Below are 22536 nucleotides of genomic sequence, written 5' to 3'. Positions count from 1 at the left end.
AAAAGCCCATCTCAGGGCATTTCTTACGATCCAGGCAGACTTTTCCTTTCGCCCTTTGCGACATTTCAAAGGCGCGGGCGGAAGTGGGAAAAGCGCCAGTACCCTCAAGGAGCCCCTCGCCATGCACGCCATCAGCTTTATCCAGGACTTGGCCGTGATCATGCTGGTGGCAGGGGTTGTCACCATCCTGTTTCACCGCCTCAAGCAGCCGGTGGTGCTGGGCTACATCGTCGCCGGGTTCATTATCGGCCCGCACACCCCGCCGTTCGGCCTGATCCACGACGAAGACACCATCAAGACCCTCGCCGAGCTGGGGGTGATCTTCCTGATGTTCTGCCTGGGCCTGGAGTTCAGCCTGCGCAAGCTGTTCAAGGTCGGCGCCACAGCGTTCATCGCGGCCTTCCTGGAAATCATCCTGATGATCTGGATCGGCTACGAGATCGGCCGCTGGTTCGACTGGAACACCATGGACTCGCTGTTCCTCGGCGCGATCCTGGCGATTTCCTCCACCACCATCATCGTCAAGGCGCTCAATGACCTGAAGATGAAGAACCAGCGCTTCGCCCAGCTGATTTTCGGCGTGCTGATTGTCGAGGACATCCTCGGCATCGGCATCATCGCCTTGCTGTCGAGCATTGCCGTCAGTGGCACGGTCAGCTCCGGCGAGGTGTTTTCCACGGTCGGCAAGCTGTCGTTGTTCATGATCGTCGCGCTGGTCATCGGCATTTTGCTGGTGCCACGTTTGCTGGCCTATGTGGCCAAGTTCGAAAGCAACGAGATGCTGCTGATCACCGTACTGGGCCTGTGTTTCGGTTTCTGCCTGCTGGTGGTCAAGCTGGAGTACAGCATGGTGCTGGGCGCGTTCCTGATCGGCGCGATCATGGCCGAATCCCGTCAGTTGATTAAGATCGAGCGCCTGATCGAGCCGGTTCGCGACATGTTCAGCGCCATCTTCTTCGTGGCTATCGGCTTGATGATCGACCCGCAGATCCTGCTGCAATACGCGTGGCCGATTGCGGTGATCACCGTGGCGGTGGTGTTGGGCAAGATGCTGTCCTGTGGCTTGGGGGCGTTTATCGCCGGCAATGACGGCCGTACCTCACTGCGCGTGGGCATGGGGCTGTCACAGATTGGCGAATTTTCCTTCATCATCGCGGCGTTGGGGATGACGTTGCAGGTGACCAGTGATTTCCTCTACCCCGTCGCCGTGGCGGTTTCAGCCATTACCACACTGCTCACGCCCTATCTGATTCGCGGTGCCGACCCATTGTCCTTGAAGATTGCAGCGGTCATGCCCAAGCGAATGAGCCGGGTGTTCGGCATGTACGGCGAATGGCTGCGCAGTATCCAGCCTCAAGGTGAAGGCGCAATGCTGGCGTCGATGATCCGCAAGATCATCCTGCAAGTCGGGGTGAACCTGGCGCTAGTGGTGGCGATCTTCTTCGCCGGCAGCTTTTTCGCGGCGCGTATTGGTGGGTATCTGGAAGGCTGGATCAGCGATCCGAGCTGGCAGAAGGCATTGATCTGGGGCGGGGCGTTGTTGCTGTCGCTGCCCTTCCTGATTGCGGCGTATCGCAAGCTCAAGGCGCTGTCGATGCTGTTGGCGGAGATGAGCGTGAAGCCCGAAATGGCCGGGCGGCATACCCAGCGCGTACGGCGGGTGATTGCGGAGCTGATCCCGATCCTGTCGCTGCTGGTGATCTTCCTGCTATTGGCAGCCTTGTCGGCCAGTATTCTGCCGACCAACAAGTTGCTGGTGCTGATCGCTGTGGTCACGGCGGCGGTGGCGGCCGTGCTCTGGCGGTGGTTCATCCGCGTGCATACGCGGATGCAGGTCGCCTTGCTGGAGACGCTGGATAACCACAAGGATACGCCCGAGCACTAAGCGCCTGGGTGTGGGCTCAGCTTTCCAGCCAGACGTCCCGCGCCCAGTGCCACACCGATTCCCAGGTTTCTTCGGTAACGAGTTCTTCTTCGCCAGACCACAGCACCACAGTGCCGTCTTCCTCAACGCAGTAGTAGTCGTCACCGTCCTGGCAGATCGGGATCATGCTGCGATCAACACCGGCATCCCAGGCATTGGCAGCCACGTCGGGCAAGTAGGTATGGGACTGAGGGTCGGTGACGGTCACCGGCTCCAGGCTGCCATACACCACGTCGCTGACGGTCAGCAAAAATTCACGGAAGACAAACGGGATATCGATGAACAGTTGTTCCTCGATTTCCACCAGTTGGTCTTCGTCAGGCAGCTCCAAAGGAACCGGGACCGGTTCGTTGGCTTCACGCAATTGTTCGATGATTTCTTCCACGGCCGGGATCCTCTTGCTAGATGGCGCGGTTTATAGGGGCGTTTTATACAGTAGCTCGCTATAAGTGCAACCGTGAAATAGAAAACCCCGGACAAGTCCGGGGTTTTTTGTAACTGCTTGCTCAAGCGTGCAGGGATCAGCCGTTCTGGCGGATACCGGCGACCAGCCAAGGCTGGTTGTCGCCTTGTGGACGTTCCATGTTCCAGCTTTCGCTGAACACTTCGCCCTGGTCGAAACGCGAGGTCTTCGACACACCGCTGAAGGTCAGGGTGGCGATGGTCTTGTCGGCGCGATCATCAACACCGTCCAACTGCACGCGCAGGTCGTCGATGTAAGTCGACTGGAATGCATCGCCAATCTCGGCGCGTTCGCGCTTGAGGAACTCCAGCAGTTGCGGGGTCACGAACTCGGCGATCTTGTCCATTTCGTTGGCGTCCCAGTGCTGCTGCAGGGACTGGAAGTGGCTGCGAGCCGCTTCGATGAAACGCTCTTCGTTGAACCAGGCCGGCGCGTTGATCACCGGGCGGGCTGCAGCAGGGGCTGCCGAACCGCCGAAGATCGAACCCATGGCAGGTTTTTGCTCGAACACTTCACGCTGCATCGGCGCGCCGGCTGGAGCCAGGTGCTCCTGCTGCTTGCGGCGACGGGCGGCGATAAAGCGGAAGATCACAAAGGCGATGACCGCCAGGATCAGCATGTCGAAGATCTGCATGCCTTGGAAGCCGCCGCCCATGAACATGGAAGCGAGCAGGCCACCGGCAGCGATACCGGCCAGAGGGCCCAACCAGCGCGAAGCACCGCCGGCCTTGGCAGCGGCGCCAGCAGCACCGGCTGCGCCTGCGGTCGCGGCTGCACCGCCCATGCCACCGGCGGATGGAGCCATTTGGCTGGTCTGGTGAGTCGGTGCTGCACCGGAACTTTTGCCGCCACCGAAGCGTTTGGCGTTGGCGTCGATGCTCATCGTCAGGCCGATGCACAACGCCATGGCGATGCTAAGAAAACGTTTCATAAAGGGAATTCCCATTTGTGGATTGCACGCGCGCCATGTTGCACAGGTGTAGAGGCAGTGGCTAGCGACATAATGTTTCGGGCTTTTGCGTAGGACCGATTCAGAATGGTCTGTAGGACTTATTACTGATATTGGCCCGAGCGGGTGAAAAACAATGGCGGGCCATCAACCTTCATGTAACGCATTGTTTCCTGTGGCGAGGGAGCTTGCTCCCGTTGGGCTGCGTAGCAGCCCCAAAAAAGGGCGCGCTACGCACGCCAGCGGGAGCAAGCTCCCTCGCCACAGAAGCAGGGCTCCTACAGGGAGGGGGCGTCAAATAGCTTCAAGCTTCGCGTAGCCCATCATCAGCCACTTGCTGCCTTCGGCGAAGTTCACCTGCACCCGGGCCTGTGCACCAGCGCCTTCGAAGTTGAGGATCACGCCTTCGCCGAACACCGAATGCCTGACCTGCTGGCCAAGGCTGAACTGAGTTTCCGGAATCTCGGAGCCCGCGAACATACTGCTGGAGTTCTGCTGCTGCCCGCCGCCGAACGGGCGACTGACGCTGTTGGACAAGCGCACTTCCTGGATCAGGCCCTTCGGTACTTCACGTACGAAGCGCGACACCTTGTTGTAGGTCTCGCTGCCGTACAGGCGTCGGGTCTCGGCGTAGGTCATCACCAGGTTCTGCATGGCGCGCGTGATGCCCACGTACGCCAGGCGGCGTTCTTCCTCAAGGCGGCCGGGTTCTTCCAGGCTCATCTTGTGCGGGAACAGGCCTTCTTCCATGCCCACCAGGAACACGTAGGGGAATTCCAGACCCTTGGCGCTGTGCAAGGTCATCAGCTGGATGCTGTCTTCATGCTCATCCGCCTGGGTGTCACCGGCTTCCAGCGACGCATGGCCGAGGAACGCGGCCAGCGGGGTCAGCTCTTCGTCTTCCTCGGTGTTTTCGAACGCACGGGCGGCGCTCACCAGTTCCTCAAGGTTTTCTACCCGGGCCTGGCCTTTCTCGCCTTTTTCCGCCTCATGGTAGGCGATCAGCCCGGACTGTTCGATCACCGTCTGGGTCATCAGGTGCAATGGCATTTCCGCGCACTTGGCCGCCAGGTTCTCGATCAGCTCGACAAACACGCCCAAAGCACCGGCTGCGCGGCCAGTCAGGCCTTTATTGACGATGAGCAAGCGCATGGCTTCCCACATCGACACATCGGCATGACGCGCGTGGTCGCGAATCGCCTCGACGGTTTTCTCGCCGATACCACGCGCCGGGATGTTGATCACCCGCTCCAGTGCCGCATCGTTGCCGCGACCTTCCAGCAAACGCAGGTAGGCCATGGCGTTCTTGATTTCGGCACGCTCGAAGAAGCGCTGGCCACCATAGATGCGGTACGGGATGCGTTCGCGCAACAAGGCTTCTTCCAGGACCCGCGATTGGGCGTTGGAGCGGTACAGGATCGCGATGTCGCTGCGCGCCAGGCCGGTTTTCAGCGCGCTTTCGATGGTTTCCACCACGTAGCGTGCTTCATCGTGCTCGTTGAACGCGGCGTACAGGTTGATCGCCTCGCCTTCGCCGCCGTCGGTCCACAGCTCTTTGCCCAGGCGCCCGGTGTTGTTGGCGATCAAGGCGTTGGCGGCCTTGAGGATCCCGGCGGTGGAGCGGTAGTTCTGTTCCAGGCGGATGGTCACCGCGTCCGGGAAATCTTCGGAATACTGGTAGATGTTCTCGATTTTCGCGCCACGCCAGCCGTAGATCGACTGGTCGTCGTCGCCCACTACCATCAGGCTGTCGCCGCCCTTGGCCAGCAGGCGCAACCAGGCGTACTGCACGGCGTTGGTGTCCTGGAACTCGTCCACCAGGATGTGGCGGAAGCGCTTCTGGTAATGGGCCAACAGACCTGGATTGTCGCGCCACAGGTCGAGGGCGCGCAGCAGCAGCTCGGAGAAGTCGATGACCCCGGCGCGTGCGCAGGCGGCCTCGTAGGCCTCATAGATGCTGCGCATGGTCGCCAGGAACAGATCGCCGCTGGCCTGGATATGTTGCGGGCGCAGGCCTTCGTCTTTCTGGCCGTTGATGAACCATTGCGCCTGGCGCGCCGGCCAACGTTGTTCGTCGAGGCCCAGCTCGCGTATCACCCGCTTGACCAAGCGTTGCTGGTCATCGCTGTCGAGGATCTGGAAGGTCTGGGCCAAACCCGCCTCCTGCCAGTGCGCCCGCAACAGGCGGTGCGCCAGGCCGTGGAAGGTGCCGACCCACATGCCGGCCGGGCTGATGCCCATCAACTGCTCGATGCGGTGGCGCATCTCGGCAGCGGCCTTGTTGGTGAAGGTCACCGACAGGATGGAATGCGGGGACGCGTTTTCGACCTGGATCAACCAGGCGATACGGTGCACCAGCACTCGGGTTTTACCGGAGCCAGCACCGGCCAGGACCAACTGACGGCCAACGGGGGCTGCTACGGCCTGGCGTTGGGCATCGTTGAGGGAGTTCAGCAAAAGGGAGAGATCATCGCGCATCGGCGCATTCTAGGGTGCCCGGGGGAGTGGGGCAAATACCAATGCCGGGTGGTCGACACAAAACCGCCAGGGTGATGACCGGTCGGTCAATGGCCACAGCCCGCGCAGCGTCTCGCTCAAGACGTCTGGCCCGGAAGTTTGCGCTGCATGACCGTGCGGTTTTTATGACGCAGAGCAGTTTGGCCCAGGCGCTTGCTTGTGTATGCTCCGTCGACGTTTCGGGCTCACCATTATAAGAACACTGCCTATGACCCTCAGCACCGACCTGCTCGGCCCCTCGGCGGCGCCCGCGCAGGTTCTTCGCAAACACTACGCCACGGAGATGGCGGTTGAGCGCACGCGCCTGCTGTATCAAGGCTCGCTGCTGCCGACCCTGTTGATGCTGGTCAATGGCCTGGTCTGCGCCTGGCTGTTGTGGAACCCCAAGCAATACCTGCTGGACAGCATCTGGCTGGTCTGGCTGCTGGCCCTGGTGGCGATGCGCGTGATCCAGGTGGCGGCGTTCGATTCGGCCATGCCCAGTCGCCAGGCCCAGCCGGTGTGGCGGCGGATGTTCATGCTCGGCTCGGCCGTCAGCGGCTTGACCCTGGCCACGGCCGCCATCGCGCTGGTGCCGGTCGACAGCTTCATGCAACAAGCCTGGGTGTTCGGCCTGATCGGCGCAGCGACGCTGTCGGCCAGCGTGGCCTATGCCGTGAGCCTGCCAGCGTTTTTGTCGTTTGCCTTGCCGTGCCTGGTGCCGGCCATCCTCTACCTGTTCTGGACCGGCGACCCGCAGCAGCGCGGTTGGGGTGTACTCGGCCTGATCCTGTTGGCGTCCTTGAGCCTGGTGGCGTGGCAGGTCAATCGCCTGATCCAGCGCGGGCTGCTGCGCCGTTTTCAGAACCAGGCGTTGATCGAGCATCTGCAGCAGGCGCAGCAGCGCAGCGAGCAACTCAATCAGGAGCTGGTGCGCGAAGTTGAACAACGTCGTCAGGTCGAGCAAGAGCTGCGCGAAGCCCAGATTGGTCTGCAAGACCGCGTGGCGCAACGCAGCCAGGAGCTGGACGCCGCCAGCCTGGCCCTGAATAAAAGCGAAGCGCGCCTGGCCATGGCGTTGCAAGCCAGTGAACTGGGCCTGTGGGACTGGAACCTGCAAACCGACGAAGTCCATCACACCCAGCTCAAGGAACTGTTCGGCCTGGAGCCGGAATACGTCACGGCGATGCTCAGCCACCTCAAGCCACGCCTGCATCCCGAAGACCTGCCACTGCTCAAGCGTGCCTTGGTGGAACACCTCAAGGGCCGTAGCGAGGACTACCTGGTGGAATACCGCGTGCGCCACGGCGATGGGCACTGGGTGTGGATCGAAGACCGTGGCCGCGCCGTAGAGCGCGCGCCCAGTGGGCGGGTGACGCGCATGCTCGGTACACGCCGCGATATCACTGCCGGCAAGGCCCTGGAAGAACAGCAGCGTTTGGCCTCGACGGTATTCGAGGCCGCCAGCGAAGGCATCGTGATCCTTGACCCGGACTACAAGCTGATTGCCGTCAACCAGGCGTTCAGCCGTGTCACCGGCTTTGAAACCGACGACATGATCGGCCGCAATGTGGTCGAACTGCCCAGCAGTCGTGATGCTCGCCGGCACTTCCCGGTGATCCGCCAAGCATTGCTCAGCCACGGCACCTGGCAGGGTGAGCTGGTGGAGACGCGCAAGAACGGCGAGCTGTACCCGCAGTGGCTGCAATTGAATGTAGTGCGCGATATCCGGGGAAAAGTCAGCCATATCGTGGGCTTCTTCGCCGATCTTTCGGCACGGCGTGAGTCGGAAGAGCGCATGCGTTACCTCACCCATTACGACGAGCTGACCGGCCTGGCCAACCGCTCGCTGTTCCGCGAACGGCTGCGCGAGGCCCATCAGCGAGTACGCCAGGGCGGTCGCAGCCTGGCGTTGCTGCACATCAATCTCGACCGTTTCAAGCTGCTCAATGACAGCCTTGGCCATGAAGTCGCCGACCAGTTGCTGCAAAAAATGGCGCGCCGCCTGATCAACGCGTTACCTGAGGCGGACACCATCGCGCGTCTGTCCGGCGACGAATTTGCCGTGTTGTTCGACGCCTACGGCAACCTGTCGAGCCTGGCGCGGGTCGCCACGCGGTTGCTGGCGAAATTGCGGGTGCCGGTGACGGTGGAAGGGCATGAGCTGGTGGTGAGTGCCTCCATGGGCGTCAGCTTGTTGCCGGACAACGCGCGGGAAATTTCCGCATTGGTCAGCCAATCCAACATGGCCATGCAACATGCCAAGCACCTGGGCGGCAATAATTTCCAGTTCTACACCGACAGTCTGCAAGCCAGCACGCTGGAGCGATTGCAGCTGGAAAATCATCTGCGCAAGGCTATCGAAGAGCGCCAGCTCACGGTGTTCTACCAACCGAAACTGTGCCTGGCCACCGGCAAGCTGAATGCCGCCGAAGCGCTGATCCGCTGGGACCATCCACAGTGGGGCATGGTGCCGCCGGGGGACTTTATCGGCCTGGCCGAAGAGACCGGCCTGATCGTGCCGCTCGGCGAATTCGTGCTGCGCGAGGCCTGCTGGCAGGCGTGTGAATGGCAGCGCCAGGGGCTGGCGCCGATCCGCGTATCGGTGAACCTTTCGGTGCATCAACTGCGCCAGGGCAAGTTGGTCAGCCTGGTGCGCCAGGTACTCGAAGAAACCGGGCTGGACCCGCAATACCTGGAGCTGGAGCTGACCGAAAGCCAATTGCTCGACAGCGTCGAACACATCATCGCCACTTTCCAGCAACTGCGGGACCTGGGCGTGAAGCTGGCGATCGACGATTTCGGCACGGGTTATTCGTCCCTGAGCTACCTCAAGCGCATCCCCGTGGACTACGTGAAGATCGACCAGACCTTCATCCGTGGGTTGGGCCAGGGGCGTGAAGACGCCGCCATCACCCGCGCCATTATCGCTATGGCCCACGGCCTTGCGCTCAAGGTGGTGGCCGAAGGTGTGGAAGATCAGCAGCAGTTGGACTTCCTGCGCGGTGAGCGTTGTGATGAGGTACAGGGCTACTTGATCAGTCGGCCGATGCAGGCCGAAGGGCTGGCAGATTTGTTACGGAAAAATGCAGATTTTCCCTAGTGATGCCTGGGGCGCCCCTGTGGCTACAACTTGGCCGCCCTTAGATTCAAAGGGGAGCAGGGCGATTTAGTGATGCGTCGGACGGGCAAAACGACAATTCTTGTAGTATAACTACAAGCTTGCTACATCCCTGGCCCTGCCCATAACAAGAGTCCTGCCCTTTGAACCTGTTGCAACATATCGCCCAGTCGCGCCACCTGTTACGCAAATCGGAACTCAAGGTTGCCGATCACGTGCTGCTTGACCCTGCGGCTGTGATGCACAGTTCCATGGCCGACCTGGCGCACAGCGTGGGCATCAGCGAGCCGACCATCGTGCGCTTCTGCCGCGCCATCGGTTGCTCCGGGTTCCAGGACTTGAAACTCAAGCTGGCGCAAAGCCTGGCCGCTGGTGCCAGCTTCGGTCAATTCGCGATCCATGAAGACGACTCCGTCGCCGACTACAGCCTGAAGATCTTCGACACCACCCTGCATACCCTGATGGAAGTGCGCGAGAAGCTCGACCCGGTGGAGTTGCAAAAGGCCGTGACCGCCATGTCCCAGGCCCAGCGTGTCGAGTTCTATGGTTTTGGTGCTTCGGGCGCGGTGGCGGCCGACGCCCAGCACAAATTCTTCCGTTTGCTGCTCACCGCCGCGGCCTACAGCGACCCGCACATGCAGGCCATGTCGGCGGTGACCTTGAAGCCTACGGATGTGGCAATCTGCATTTCCCAGTCGGGCCGCTCCAAGGACTTGCTGATCACCGCCAACCTGGTGCGTGAAAGCGGCGCTTCGCTGATCACCTTGTGCCCGAGCCAGACGCCATTGGCGGAGCTGTCCACGGTCAACCTGGCGATTGACGTGCATGAAGACACCGAGATCTACACGCCGCTGACTTCGCGCATCGCCCACCTGGTGGTGATCGACGTGCTGGCGATGGGCGTGGCCATGGCGCGCGGGCCGAGCCTGGTCAACCACCTCAAGAGCGTGAAGCGCAGCTTGCGCAGCCTGCGGTTGTCGCCCAAGTCCGTCAAAGCATTGGATGATTGATCAAAGTTTCATCAGTTTGTAATCCCCGCGCCGCCAAACCGTCATCGCCCAGGGCCATCCTGAACTCCCCGTACTCGCATTGGGAGACTCCAAATGGCCCGGCCCTACGAAGACAGCAACAGCTCCGTCAAAACCCGTCGTCAGCAGGAAGACCAACGCCGCATGGCGTTCCGTCGCGCAATCGAAGACCGTTGCGAGGAGCGCCAATTGCTCCAGAGCATCAGTGACTACCCGGAACTCCACTGGCAGGCACCCGCGGCTGCCCAGCGAAACGCTCAGCCAACGCGCTGATCTGCACCCGCTCGCTGCGGATAAAGCCCAGGAACGCATGGGCCACCGGTGACAGGCGCTTGGCTTTGGCCTGCACCAGGCACCAACTGCGGTACAGCGGCAGTTCTTCCACCGGCAGCTCCTTGAGCCCGCCGGTGGCCAGTTCCATGTTGACCGCGTGACGCGTCAGCAGCGCCACGCCCAACCCCGCGCAGACACACTCGCGCTGCGCCTCGGCCGATGCCACTTCCACCGTCTGGGTGAAGTGCACGCGTTTTTCCTTGAAATACTCTTCGCACGCCAGTCGCGTACCGGAACCCGGTTCGCGCAGCAGCAGCGTGTAGGGTTCCAGGTCCTGCAGCCGCAGCGGCCCTTGCAGGCTCAGCGGGTGATCGGGCGGTGCCACCGCGACGATCGGATTGTTGAGGAATGGCAGGAATTCCAGGCCCATGTCTTGGGGCACCATGGACATGATCACCAAATCATCGCGGTTGTCGGAAAGCCGGCGAATCACCTGGGCGCGGTTCACCACCGTGAGGTGTAACTGCACCTCGGGATGTTGGCGCTTGAAGGCGGCAAACAGGTGTGGCACGAAGTATTTAGCGCTGGATTCAATCGCCAGCTTCAACTGGCCTTGCAGCGAACCCTGCATGTCCGACAACTGCATATCGAGGTTTTCCAGGCGCCCGAAGATATCGCGACTGGCGCGCTGTAGGGCCTCGGCGGCCTCAGTCATGTAGAGCTTTTTGCCGACATAATCGAACAGTGGCTGCCCGATCAGCTCTTCCAGCTGGCGAATTTGTAGGCTAACGGCCGGTTGTGTGAGGGACATTTCCTCGGCGGCACGGCTGTAGGAGCGCAAATCGCACACTTCATTGAAGATCTGCAATTGACGCAATGTCATACGCATCAATGACTTACGCATTTTTTGCACGTTCCCGCGAAACCTGATGACTTCAACTATAAGTCTTTACTTATGCGCGACCCAATAATTATTGATTTTTGTTAATCCCTCGGCGGGCTTAGTGTGTGTCTCGCGACTGTCATGAAACATTTGGTCACGCGCCGACCCGGATCCAGCGGGTCGAAGAACGCAGCAATCGGCTCAAGGGAATTTCCAAGTGATAAAAAAGATCCTGATCGCCAACCGTGGTGAAATTGCCGTACGCATCGTGCGTGCCTGCGCCGAGATGGGCATTCGCTCGGTCGCGGTCTACTCCGATGCCGACCGCCACGCGTTGCACGTCAAGCGTGCCGACGAAGCCCACAGCATTGGTGCCGAGCCCCTGGCCGGCTACCTGAACCCGCGCAAGCTGGTGAACCTGGCGGTGGAAACGGGTTGTGATGCGTTGCACCCCGGCTACGGCTTCCTGTCGGAAAACGCCGAACTGGCGGATATCTGCGCCGAACGTGGGATCAAATTCATCGGCCCGTCCGCTGAAGTGATCCGCCGTATGGGCGACAAGACCGAAGCGCGCCGCAGCATGATCAAGGCCGGTGTGCCGGTCACGCCGGGCACCGAAGGCAACGTCGCGGATATCCATGAGGCCCTCACCGAAGGCGACCGCATCGGTTATCCGGTGATGCTCAAGGCCACTTCGGGTGGCGGCGGCCGTGGTATCCGTCGCTGCAACAGCCGCGAAGAACTTGAACAAGCCTTCCCCCGCGTTATCTCCGAAGCCACCAAGGCCTTCGGTTCGGCGGAAGTGTTCCTGGAAAAGTGCATCGTCAATCCCAAGCACATCGAGGCACAGATCCTCGGTGACAGCTTTGGCAACGTGGTGCACCTGTTCGAGCGCGATTGCTCGATCCAGCGTCGTAACCAGAAGCTCATCGAAATCGCTCCAAGCCCGCAACTGACGCCGGAACAGCGCGCCTACATCGGCGACCTGTCAGTGCGCGCCGCCAAGGCGGTGGGCTACGAGAACGCCGGCACCGTGGAGTTCCTGCTCGCCGAGGGCGAGGTGTACTTCATGGAGATGAACACCCGGGTGCAGGTGGAACACACCATCACCGAAGAAATCACCGGGATCGACATCGTCCGTGAGCAGATCCGCATCGCCTCGGGCCTGCCGCTGTCGGTGAAACAGGAAGACATCCAGCACCGTGGTTTCGCGTTGCAGTTCCGCATCAACGCCGAAGACCCGAAGAACAACTTCCTCCCAAGCTTCGGCAAGATCACCCGTTACTACGCACCCGGCGGCCCCGGCGTGCGCACCGACACGGCGATCTACACCGGCTACACCATCCCGCCGTTCTACGACTCCATGTGCCTGAAACTGGTGGTGTGGGCGTTGACCTGGGAAGAAGCCATGGACCGCGGCCTGCGCGCCCTGGACGACATGCGCCTGCAAGGCGTGAAGACCACCGCCGCCTATTACCAGGAAATCCTGCGCAACCCGGAATTCCGCAGCGGCCAGTTCAACACCAGCTTCGTTGAAGCCCACCCTGAGCTGACCAACTACTCGATCAAGCGCAAACCCGAAGAGCTGGCCCTGGCCATCGCCGCCGCCATCGCCGCCCACGCAGGCCTGTGAGGAATACAACAATGTCCAAGAAAATCTTTGTCACCGACACCATCCTGCGCGACGCCCACCAATCGCTGCTGGCGACTCGCATGCGCACCGACGACATGCTGCCGATCTGCGACAAGCTCGACAAAGTCGGCTACTGGTCCCTGGAAGTCTGGGGCGGCGCGACCTTCGACGCCTGCGTACGCTTCCTGAAAGAAGACCCGTGGGAGCGCCTGCGCAAACTGCGCGCCGCGTTGCCCAACACGCGCCTGCAAATGCTGCTGCGTGGTCAGAACCTGCTGGGCTACCGCCACTACAGCGACGACGTGGTCAGGGCATTCGTGGCCAAGGCTGCCGTCAACGGTATCGACGTGTTCCGTATCTTCGATGCCATGAATGACGTGCGTAACCTGCGCGTGGCTATCGAAGCGGTAAAAGCTGCCGGTAAACATGCCCAAGGCACCATCGCCTACACCACCAGCCCGGTACACACCGTCGAAGCCTTCGTGGCCCAGGCCAAGCAACTGGAAGCCATGGGTTGCGACTCGATCGCAATCAAGGACATGGCCGGTCTGCTGACGCCGTACGCCACCGGCGAACTGGTCAAGGCGCTGAAAGCCGAGCAGACGCTGCCGATCTTCATCCACTCCCATGACACCGCTGGTTTAGCCGCGATGTGCCAACTCAAGGCCATCGAAAACGGTGCCGACCACATCGACACCGCCATTTCCAGCTTCGCCTGGGGCACCAGCCACCCAGGGACCGAGTCGATGGTCGCTGCCCTTAAAGGCAGCGAGTTCGACACCGGCCTGAGCCTGGAACTGCTGCAGGAAATCGGCCTGTACTTCTACGCCGTGCGTAAGAAATACCACCAGTTCGAAAGCGAATTCACCGCTGTCGATACCCGTGTGCAAGTCAATCAGGTGCCGGGCGGGATGATTTCCAACCTGGCCAACCAGTTGAAAGAGCAGGGCGCCCTCAACCGTATGAGCGAAGTGCTGGCCGAAATCCCGCGCGTGCGTGAAGACCTCGGCTTCCCACCGCTGGTGACGCCGACCTCGCAGATTGTCGGCACCCAGGCGTTCTTCAACGTGCTGGCCGGCGAGCGCTACAAGACCATCACCAACGAAGTGAAGCTCTACCTGCAAGGCGGCTACGGCAAGGCGCCTGGCACCGTGAACGAGAAGTTGCGTCGCCAGGCCATCGGCAGCGAAGAGGTGATCGACGTGCGCCCGGCTGATTTGCTCAAGCCGGAAATGACTAAGCTGCGCGGCGAAATCGGTGCGTTGGCCAAGTCCGAAGAAGACGTGCTGACCTACGCCATGTTCCCGGACATCGGGCGCAAGTTCCTCGAAGAACGCGATGCCGGCACCCTGGCGCCGGAAGTGTTGCTGCCCATCCCAGAAGCCGGCGGCGTGGCCCGTGCCGGTGGTGAAGGCGTGCCGACCGAGTTCGTCATCGACGTGCACGGCGAAAGCTATCGCGTGGACATCACCGGTGTCGGCGTGAAGGCTGAAGGCAAGCGTCACTTCTACCTGTCCATCGACGGCATGCCGGAAGAAGTGGTGTTCGAACCGCTCAACGAGTTTGTCAGCGGTGGCAGCAGCAACCGCAAGCACGCCACTGCGCCGGGTCATGTCAGCACTGCCATGCCGGGCAACATCGTCGACGTGCTGGTCAAGGAAGGCGACGTGGTCAAGGCCGGCCAAGCCGTGCTGATCACCGAAGCCATGAAGATGGAAACCGAAGTGCAGGCAGCCATTGCCGGCAAGGTGACCGCCGTTCATGTGGCTAAAGGCGACCGGGTCAACCCTGGCGAGATCCTGATTGAAATCGAAGGCTGATCCAGCCTTCGAGGTGACCGTTTAATCCTCGGGGGGGCAGGTGCTCCCCTTTTTTTTCGCCTGTGATTTGATCAGAACTGCATCCGCCATTGGCCTATCAGGCCCTGGTTGCTGCTGTGGGTGCCGTTTTCTGCGCTGTAGGCCAGGCCGACGGTGTGGTTTGTCGACAGTGCCAGATCGAGTCCGGCCTGCAGGCCCAGGCTATTGCGGTCGAGGGACGCGCCCTGAACAGTGAAGCCGTCAATGCCACGCTGGCGAAAGGACTGGCGCACCTGGCTGTCGACGTCGCCATAGAGGTGTTTCCAGCTCGTACTCAAGTGGGGCGTAAGGCTCATCTGGTTATCGAAGCGAAACACCGTGGCCAGGCGCAGGCCAAGGGTGCTGCTGAGGTTCTGCTGGGTTTGCGCCTCGACGTTCAGCGCGGCGGGGCCGCCTTGCTCCTTGAAGCTGTCACGGCTGTAGCGCTGGTAGCCGAGGCCGGCAAACGGTTCGACACTGAAGCCGTCATTGCCCAGTTGATAGCCCGCTTCGCCGAAGACATTCTGACTGTTGGCGTTGTAGCGGCCCTTGAGCGTGTCCTTGTAATCCAGGATCTCGATTCCGCGCAGGTTCTTTCCGGCATGGCTGCTGTAGATCGCCCCCAGGCGCAGCGCCAATGGCCCGTCCTGGCGCACCGCATAACCGCCCAGGTGCCAGCTGTCCAGGTCTGCGCTGAAGCGCTGCGTGTCGAAGCGACTAGTGGATTTTGCCCCCAGCACGCCGACGCGCCAGGCGTGGTCGACCGACCAATCTGCACCCATCAGAATGCCCTGGTTGGCAGTATTCAGGCCGGCAGTGCCGCGTTGGCTATTGAGGCCACCTTCGCTGCCGAGGTTTTTCACCCAGAAGTGGCTGTCAGTGTTGGTGGGCAATTCACGCAGGGTCGACAGCACTCGGTTGCTCAATTGCTGGGTGGTGCTTTGGGTGGCCGCCGCCAGGTTGGCGTTCTGGCTGCCGGCCAGTTGCTCAAGCGCCGCGCCGAATGCGCCGGGTTTCTGCGCGAGTTCGGCGTTGAGTTTTTCCAGGGCCTTAATCTGCTCGGAACTCAGCTTCCCTGACTCCAGCAGGCGAGTCAGTGCGGGCTCCAGCACATTCGCCACCTGCAAGCCGTTGTAGGAGGTGGCTTGCCGAGTGAAATGGCCATCGATGGGAACGCCTTCAGTCTCGGGTAAATAGGACCACTCATCATCAAGCGCGTCGTAGGGTTGATACCAATACGGCATGTACTCGATGTCGCCTCTGGCTTGGGCGAGTGGAAGGCTGGTGGCAACGGCAAGGCTGATATAGAGCGCGATTCTGCGGGGTGCTATGGGCATGACTTCCCGACCTCTTATGGATGAGGCCGGGAATTTATCGAGCTGGCGGGGGGATAACTGTCAGGTCATTGGCCCGTGATTTGCGGGAGTGGTCGTTGTTGGAGGAAGAAATAAAGCTCAGCTTAAAATACGGATATGCATTTTATTGCGTTTATACGTCAGCCTTAAACGCGGTGTTGCGTCCTTTCGGCTTGCAGATGGGGGTGGTTAAGGTGCGCCGAAATTGACTGACTCTCATCGGCGCCGCTCTTCAAACCGCAAAAAAGCAGCAAGCGCGACTGGATCGCTGAGCTTGCGTAGAAGATTATCCAGCGCGGTTCGGGTATTGAGCGTTGACTGTTTATCGGCTGACAGTTGCCTCAGGTAGGTTTCGTCGACTTTAAGATGGGCCGCCGCGAACATATTGGCCGGTGTCTTGAGGGTGGGGTAGTGAAAGTGCGCCAGCCATAACGGCTGGTCGCTGTTGGCTGAATCAAGAATGAAGTACTCCTGGAAGTAGTCGTTGAACTGTGTGGTCTTGATTCTGCCCGCTTGACTGCGCGTGACCCGGACCTGATCGTTCTCCAGCAGCCATAGAAAGTAGCCTTGTTGGGGTTTGCGCAGCTTGAGCAGCGTGGCTCTGATGTGGATGCCCTCTCGGCGCAATCGGGCTGCGCCGTCACGCAGGTCTCCACTCAGGCTGGCGACCGGGAGGGCGTTGCCTGCCTGCTTGGCCAGCGCGTGCAGCGGTTCGAATGTCTGGAGCGTCTGCTCCATCTTCAATGCTTGCTGATCGAAGATGTCCTGCATGTCTGCCGGTATCCGAAACGGCTTCAGAGCGCTCCTTTTCGTCTCGCTGATAAAACCGTCCAGCTCCCCGGTCAGTTGGAGCCCTTGGCTGGTGATGTCGATATAGTCGTTCGTGGGTTTTGGTGCCTGTTTCTTCAACGGCGGGATCAGCGTCAAAGGCGCCTGTTTGGGCACATCCTGCGGTTCTTTGGGCTGATCCCGCGGACGCTTTTTGATGACCCTGGCTTTTATGTGCGGCCTGGACGTCGAGGGCTTGGCAGGTGCGCGCGCTGAAGGGGCGGCCTGCTGAAGCCGGGTGCCGATATTGCTCTGGGCCAATAGAAGAAATTCGTTGACGACGCTTTTCAGGTCCGCAAGGGCATGGAGGTTGACGCGTTCTGGAAACTCGTCGGGTAGTTCCTCTATTCGATTGCGCACACTCTGGAATGCCTCGACCATGTCACTCAGGGTTTCCAACTGAGCCTCTTGGGGGTCGTCCTTTAACAGTTGCGTCATGTTTCTACTGGCCGCTGTAGCGCGCTCCACTACCGCGTAGACGGCATTGCGCGCCTGGGCCATGTCTTGAGCGGCTTGCTCACTTATACACAGTTCGGCGGCGCTGGCGATTTCGTTGGTTTTCAGTTCCCAGCGGGTGTGAAATCGCTCCGAAATTCCGATTTGCCGGGCGTCCATGGCACCGGCCGAGCCCATGCCGGACAGTGCGTGTTTGGCGCCCGCCAGAGCGTTGAGTTTGGTGTCTATTTGCCGGCCCATTTCCACCGCCAGGTGGATGTCTGCCGGGAGTTGCTGGCGAGTGGTCACGTCTTCGGATTCGCGGTTTTTGAGGATGCGCTCAACGGCGGTGTTATAGGCGACATGTTTGAATGCGGTCCAGGTCATCAGGTAGGTGTTGAAGCTTTTGTACAGCCGGAGCAGCTTGTCTTCATACCCGAGGGTGCCGCCTGCACTCCTCCACTGATCGAGCAGCTTCAACGACGCCTCGCGATTGTCGATCAGCTCCTGGGCCTTGGACAAACTCTGGTCCAACAGGGTCTGCGTGGTAGGGGACTTGAGCAGCGTATGCATCTCGCCTTTCAGGACTTTTTCATGTTGCTCCAGCGCTTCCCGTTGTTGCTCCAGTGGCAGGAGTTTTTGCGCCCTGAGCATCCGCGAGGCCTTCAACTTGCTTTTCAAGCTCTCGTTGCTGCGCAGCAGGCGCAGGTCGGTGTTGATGCGCCAGGTTCCCATCGACGTCTTGGCCAGGCAGGGACCGGTAAGCGCAGGGTTGTGCGGGTCGAGAATGTGAATATTGGCATCTTCATCACCCACCACCTGGAACCAGCGCTGATCCACTTGGGCATAGGTGTTTTGCCCCACGTCGTAGAGCGGCGGGCGTTGTTGGGGCTGGGCATAGTCGCGCAGGTCGGGGGCCTCGACCTTGAACGCGTCCAGGTAGCTACCCCACTGCGTCGGCGTGCGGCGCGGCACGGTGCCTTCGACCGCCAATATCGAGAACTGGCGGTGGGGCAGCGCGCGGCTGTCTGAAGCAAGGGCACGTAGCTGCGGCGGCGCAGGCAAAGGGGGGCTGGAACCACGAAGGCCTGCAGATTGGGCTTTGCCCCTGCGCAGTGGCCCGGCCTTGTGGGTGATCACGATGGCCAATGCCATCAGCACGTCGCCCAAGCGCTGCCATTTGATCAAATCATTGCTTTGCGCCGGCGTATCGAGCACTTGCTGGAGTTGATTGAAGATTTGCCAGACCCACACCGCCGTGGCGACGTAGCCATTCAGGAAGCTTGAAGCGGCATTGAAGATGGCCCACGCGCTGTCTTCCAGCAATGCCCAGCGCCGCTCTGCGTTGGACAGCGACTCACGATCCGCCAGCTGCGCCATGGCCTTCGCGTTGGCCGCAAACAACGCGGCAAAAATATCCCCGGTCAGCTCAGTTTTGGAAAACACAGGGGTGCCACCCCATTCAAATAGCTTCAACGGTGTATTCGCCAGTTGTGAAATCAGGAAGGCTGAGGTCAGACCGGTTGGGAACACGTAATGGGCGTAGTTGAAGCTCAAACTCCGGTTCGGCAGCCACGCCAGAATGGAGTCTCTGATCTCGCCGGGCTGGTGCAACTCATACTTGAGGTTTTGCAGGGAAGGGAACTGTATCAATGGGTTTTCGAGCAACGGGCGATACAACAGGCACGGGCCGTGTTGTAGCGAGCGGGGGCCGATAATGTAGATGTTGAGGACCTCATCGAAAGTCTGGCTGATGCGAAGGCTGGGGCGTATCGACAAGGGGCAGATAACGATAGGGTCTGGCGTGTTGGGCGTTGGGGTGACCAGCTCATTGATGAAGCGACAGCCCTGCTCGTCGACATTGCCGGTGTGGGTGAGTTTGCATTCCAGCGCCAGCAGTGGCAGCAGCGATCGCAATTGCTGGATGTAAAACCGTTGTTGCCGTGGGGCTTCGAGTGGATCGTCAATCAGTTTGTCTTGAATGAGTTTTGGATACACCTGGCCGATGTCGACCTGTTCTGAAATTTTCGTCAAGTAGTTGTCCGTGAGCCAGTCAGGCACAGTTCGCCCGCTTTTGAAGCTCACGGTTGCGAGGTACGGCGGCGTGTTGCTGAGGGCATACTCGCCCAGGGTCTGCGGGTAGCTTTCCAGTGGATTAGCCAGGGTGAAAGGCCCCACCGCGAGACTTTCCGTGCGGATGATCTGTATCTCATCGAGTGGCAGTGTGTCGACGCCAGGGTGGTTATCGGCAAGGATGGCGTTGCGCATTTTCTCCTGAGCGAAGGCTTTGATGGGTTGCAGCTGGAACAGGTCGGCGGGCACGTCGTTGTACAGCGTGCTCAGGTCCAGCATGTGCTGGCTGTAGTCGCTCAAATCGTGCGGTGAGGCATTGAGCAGCCAGTGGGGGATTGCACCGTCTAGCATGTTCAGGCGTTTTGCATCCGGGTCGAGCTCCAAAGGCTCTGTGGTATTGGAGGGTGGCTGCGGTTGAGGCGCAGTGCTCACCAGGTTGTTGAAACTATCGGTGTCGATCGCGGTGAGCTGGGTGGCGATGAGGGCCCAGGCCATGTGATCGAAAAAATGACCCTCAGGTTCGACCAGGCGCATGGTCAAGGGCAGGGCGCTCATTGCAGCGCTGAGCCTGGACTGCGCAGCGGTCGCCAAGTCTTGAAAAGAGGGGAAGGTTTCATAACCGTATTCGAGGGTGTACATCATCAGGATGTCGGTGTGTTTGAAGGTGCCTTGCACGATGGCTGTGCCCGCCAGCATGAGATGTTTCAGGTTTTTATCGTTGGGGCTGTCAATGTCGAGCAAACACACCTGGATGTTCGTCAGGTCGGGCCGGTGTCTAAATCGTTGCTGCTTGTCGGGGTACATCGAGATCCCCCGCGCGATGTCGCAGTGATCGGCATTCCAGCCCTCGACCTCCTGGATATTCAGCGCGGCGGCGAGCCCGTCAGCCAGTTCTTGCCAGCGTGGCAGGCCAGCCCCTGTGGCGTTCCAGAACGCCAATTGCTGCTCTTTGAAGGCGACAAAAAACACCGACGCCAACTCATTGAGCAGTGTGGCGATCTGCTCGATGTCCACCGGCAATTGAATCGGCTCGGACGCTGAGGGCTGTTGAGTGAGGAAGTGCTCGCCCTGTAAATAGTTGGCCTTGGTGTTTTCCAGGGCCAGCCGCACCAGGACGTGGGTCAGGGGCGTGTAATGGATATCGACACAGGTCAGTTCGTTGTCGACGAATGTCCAGATGGGGGTGCCCACTACGGTTCGGTCGAGGTCTGGGTTCAGGTCGGGGTAGAGGATGCTCAGTTCGCTGCGCAGCAGGAGGGAGGCCACTTCATTGCTGGTCGGCCCATCCTCGGTCAGGCGGGTGAGCAGGGCTTTTTCCAACAGCGGCTTTGGGCTTGGCAGCGAGGGCGCTGCAGAGGTTTTGGCATTCATGCGTTTCTCCATGGTCAGGACGGTGCGAGGCGCCGTTGCATGGAGAACCTAAGGCAAAGCCTGTGTAGGGCCGGTGGTAGTTAGATAGGCGCGGTGCGACACTCCAGCAGCGTCTTCAACTGGCGATCACCGTTCAGGTTGTCTGGCAACAACCAGGCTTCAAATCCCGCCCCAATTGGTGGCCATTCCGAGTCGATGATCGAATACCACGCCGTGTCCCGGTTCTTGCCCTTCACCACCATGTGCTGGCGGAACACACCCTCGAAACTGAACCCCAGGCGCTCGGCCGCGTACTTGGAGCGAGCGTTGCCGTTGTTGCACTTCCACTCCAGGCGACGATAACCCTGGTCGAACGCATGTTTGGCCAGCAAGTACACTGCCTCGGTGCTTTTCGGTGAGCGTTGCATCGGTGCGCCGAAGGTGACGTGGCCGATTTCGATACGGCCCTGGGCGGGAACGATAGACATCAGGCTGAGGATGCCTTGGGCCTGGCCGGTCGCGCGGTCGATCACGCTGAAAAAGTACGGGTCACTGTGGGTTGCGTGGTTGTTCAGCCAGTCATTGAATGCGCGGCGCTCGGGGAAGGGGCCGTAAGGCAAGTAGTCCCACAGCTTGGGGTCGGCGCCGGGGCCCTGGAGAGCCTGGAACAGGTCATCAGCATGGCGCGTCGGGTCGAGTTTTTCCAGGCGGATAAAGCGCCCTTCAAGCAGTTGCACGGTCGGCGCCGGGACGCCTTTCCAGTCGGCGAGGGAAGTGGACATGCTGTGCTCCTTAAAGACCTTTGCGAAATTGGATGAAGCCCGGGCGTTCGGCGATGCGTTCGTACAGCTGGATCGCAGTGGCGTTGGTCTCGTGGGTCAGCCAGTGGACCTTGCAGCAACCGTCGGCCTTGGCAGTGGCGTAGACGAACTCGATCAGCTTGCGGCCCACGCCAGTGCCGCGTTGGCTCGGGTCTACCAGCAGATCCTGCAGGTAGCAGGAATTTTCGATGCTCCAGTTGGAGCGGTGGTAGATGAAGTTGACCATGCCCACCGCCTTGCCATCCTGCCACGCCAGCGCCGAATGGGTCGGCTCATGGGCGTTGATCAGGCGCTGCCAGGTGCTTTGGCTGACCGCGTCCGGCAGCTCGGTGTTGTAGAACTTCAGGTACGCCTGCCACAGCGGCAACCAGGCGGCGTGGTCGGCGGCGGTGACCTGGCGGATATCGATCGGGCTCATTCTGGGACTCCTTGGGGAATAAAGCGGGCGAGGGTCTGGTCGCGTACGTCCTGGCTGGCAGCCAATCCTTCGCGGACACCGGCGATGTCGGCCGGGCTGCGGTTCTGGCTGAGTTTGCGTTTGCCGATCAGGCGCTCGATCGGCAGGGCAAACCCGACAATCGCCTTGAGCATGCCGTCAATGTAGTCGGCCGGCGCGTCGCTGACTTTCCAAGGCTGGTCACGCCCGCCTTCATGGCGGTCGGTCAGTGCGGTGACCACGCCCAGCAGGCGCTCGGCATCGCTGAACACCTCTGCCTTGCCGTAGGCATGCACGGCGATGTAGTTCCAGGTGGGCACGACTTTGCCGTGTTCGGCCTTGGCCGGGTAAAACGCCGGGCTGATGTAAGCCTCGGCACCGGCAAAGATCACCAGGGCTTCGCCGCCGTTTTGCAGGTCCTTCCACTGTGGATTGGCCTTGGCCAGGTGCCCGTAGAGCGTGCCGTGGGCGCCTTCATCGGGATTGAGCAGCAGCGGCAAGTGGCTGGCCAGCAGGCCTTGCTCACCCACCGTCACCAGCTGCGCCAGGCGGGTGTGCTGGATCAGTTGCTGTAATTCGGGCAAATCTTCAAGGGCAAAGGCGCGGGGTGTGTACATGGAAATATTCCTT

15 protein-coding genes are annotated in these 22536 nt (G+C 60.6%); 6 read left to right on the top strand and 9 right to left on the bottom strand.

From position 1 onward, the window contains the following. Positions 1–121 precede the first annotated feature (121 nt). The gene (locus HX812_RS16515) at positions 122–1885 is read left to right on the top strand and encodes a cation:proton antiporter (protein ID WP_038845475.1); all 1764 of its coding nucleotides are present in this window, start codon (positions 122–124) and stop codon (positions 1883–1885) included. A gap of 16 nt (positions 1886–1901) precedes the next feature. On the opposite strand, the gene HX812_RS16510 is transcribed toward HX812_RS16515, so the two are convergent. The 3 genes from HX812_RS16510 to uvrD form a co-directional block, all read right to left on the bottom strand. Continuing rightward, entirely contained in the window at positions 1902–2309 is a 408-nt protein-coding gene (locus tag HX812_RS16510; RefSeq protein ID WP_017739032.1) for an SMI1/KNR4 family protein, read from the bottom strand. A 136-nt stretch (positions 2310–2445) separates the two neighbouring features. Continuing rightward, positions 2446–3318 (bottom strand): Tim44 domain-containing protein, encoded by an 873-nt coding sequence (locus tag HX812_RS16505; RefSeq protein WP_038845476.1) that lies wholly within the window; start codon positions 3316–3318, stop codon positions 2446–2448. Between the two features lie 312 nt (positions 3319–3630). After that, complete coding sequence (gene uvrD / locus HX812_RS16500; RefSeq protein WP_038845478.1) at positions 3631–5814, bottom strand: DNA helicase II; 2184 nt, start codon at positions 5812–5814, stop codon at positions 3631–3633. 247 nt (positions 5815–6061) lie between these two features. Between uvrD and HX812_RS16495 the strand changes: the two genes are divergently transcribed. The 3 genes from HX812_RS16495 to HX812_RS32115 all read left to right on the top strand — a co-directional run bounded on the left by HX812_RS16495 (position 6062) and on the right by HX812_RS32115 (position 10254). Next, complete coding sequence (locus HX812_RS16495) at positions 6062–8935, top strand: EAL domain-containing protein (RefSeq protein WP_038845480.1); 2874 nt, start codon at positions 6062–6064, stop codon at positions 8933–8935. Between the two features lie 161 nt (positions 8936–9096). Then, on the top strand, positions 9097–9963 hold the full coding sequence (gene hexR / locus HX812_RS16490; RefSeq protein ID WP_003177007.1) for a transcriptional regulator HexR: 867 nt from the start codon (positions 9097–9099) through the stop codon (positions 9961–9963). Between the two features lie 93 nt (positions 9964–10056). After that, positions 10057–10254 carry a PA3496 family putative envelope integrity protein gene (locus tag HX812_RS32115; RefSeq protein WP_016978665.1) on the top strand — a complete coding sequence of 66 codons (198 nt, stop codon included), beginning with the start codon at positions 10057–10059 and terminating at the stop codon, positions 10252–10254. Here the strand turns inward: HX812_RS32115 and HX812_RS16485 are convergent. Next, on the bottom strand, positions 10184–11158 hold the full coding sequence (locus tag HX812_RS16485; protein WP_033897252.1) for a LysR family transcriptional regulator: 975 nt from the start codon (positions 11156–11158) through the stop codon (positions 10184–10186). The two genes, HX812_RS32115 and HX812_RS16485, sit on opposite strands and share 71 nt — an antisense overlap. A gap of 196 nt (positions 11159–11354) precedes the next feature. Here HX812_RS16485 and HX812_RS16480 point away from each other — a divergent pair, with 196 nt between their 5' ends. Beyond that, positions 11355–12770 (top strand): acetyl-CoA carboxylase biotin carboxylase subunit, encoded by a 1416-nt coding sequence (locus tag HX812_RS16480; RefSeq protein ID WP_016978663.1) that lies wholly within the window; start codon positions 11355–11357, stop codon positions 12768–12770. 11 nt (positions 12771–12781) lie between these two features. After that, complete coding sequence (gene oadA / locus HX812_RS16475; RefSeq protein ID WP_038845482.1) at positions 12782–14590, top strand: sodium-extruding oxaloacetate decarboxylase subunit alpha; 1809 nt, start codon at positions 12782–12784, stop codon at positions 14588–14590. A gap of 71 nt (positions 14591–14661) precedes the next feature. On the opposite strand, the gene HX812_RS16470 is transcribed toward oadA, so the two are convergent. The 5 genes from HX812_RS16470 to HX812_RS16450 form a co-directional block, all read right to left on the bottom strand. After that, on the bottom strand, positions 14662–15945 hold the full coding sequence (locus HX812_RS16470) for an autotransporter domain-containing protein (protein WP_038845484.1): 1284 nt from the start codon (positions 15943–15945) through the stop codon (positions 14662–14664). Between the two features lie 234 nt (positions 15946–16179). Beyond that, the gene (locus tag HX812_RS16465; protein WP_038845486.1) at positions 16180–20670 is read right to left on the bottom strand and encodes a dermonecrotic toxin domain-containing protein; all 4491 of its coding nucleotides are present in this window, start codon (positions 20668–20670) and stop codon (positions 16180–16182) included. A gap of 80 nt (positions 20671–20750) precedes the next feature. After that, positions 20751–21431: a GNAT family N-acetyltransferase gene (locus HX812_RS16460; protein WP_038845488.1), complete on the bottom strand. Its 681-nt coding sequence runs from the start codon at positions 21429–21431 to the stop codon at positions 20751–20753. Between the two features lie 10 nt (positions 21432–21441). Continuing rightward, complete coding sequence (locus tag HX812_RS16455) at positions 21442–21888, bottom strand: GNAT family N-acetyltransferase (protein ID WP_038845490.1); 447 nt, start codon at positions 21886–21888, stop codon at positions 21442–21444. Next, on the bottom strand, positions 21885–22523 hold the full coding sequence (locus HX812_RS16450; protein WP_038845492.1) for an FMN-binding negative transcriptional regulator: 639 nt from the start codon (positions 22521–22523) through the stop codon (positions 21885–21887). The genes HX812_RS16455 and HX812_RS16450 overlap by 4 nt, the downstream gene beginning before the upstream one ends. Positions 22524–22536: the final 13 nt, after the last annotated feature.

Origin of the sequence: Pseudomonas sp. IPO3749, from assembly GCF_013386605.1 — a bacterium.
In the GTDB taxonomy this organism is placed as follows: Bacteria; Pseudomonadota; Gammaproteobacteria; order Pseudomonadales; family Pseudomonadaceae; genus Aquipseudomonas; species Aquipseudomonas azotoformans_A.
The sequence above is the reverse complement of the archived record's forward strand: the minus strand, read 5'-3'. Positions and strand labels throughout refer to the sequence as shown.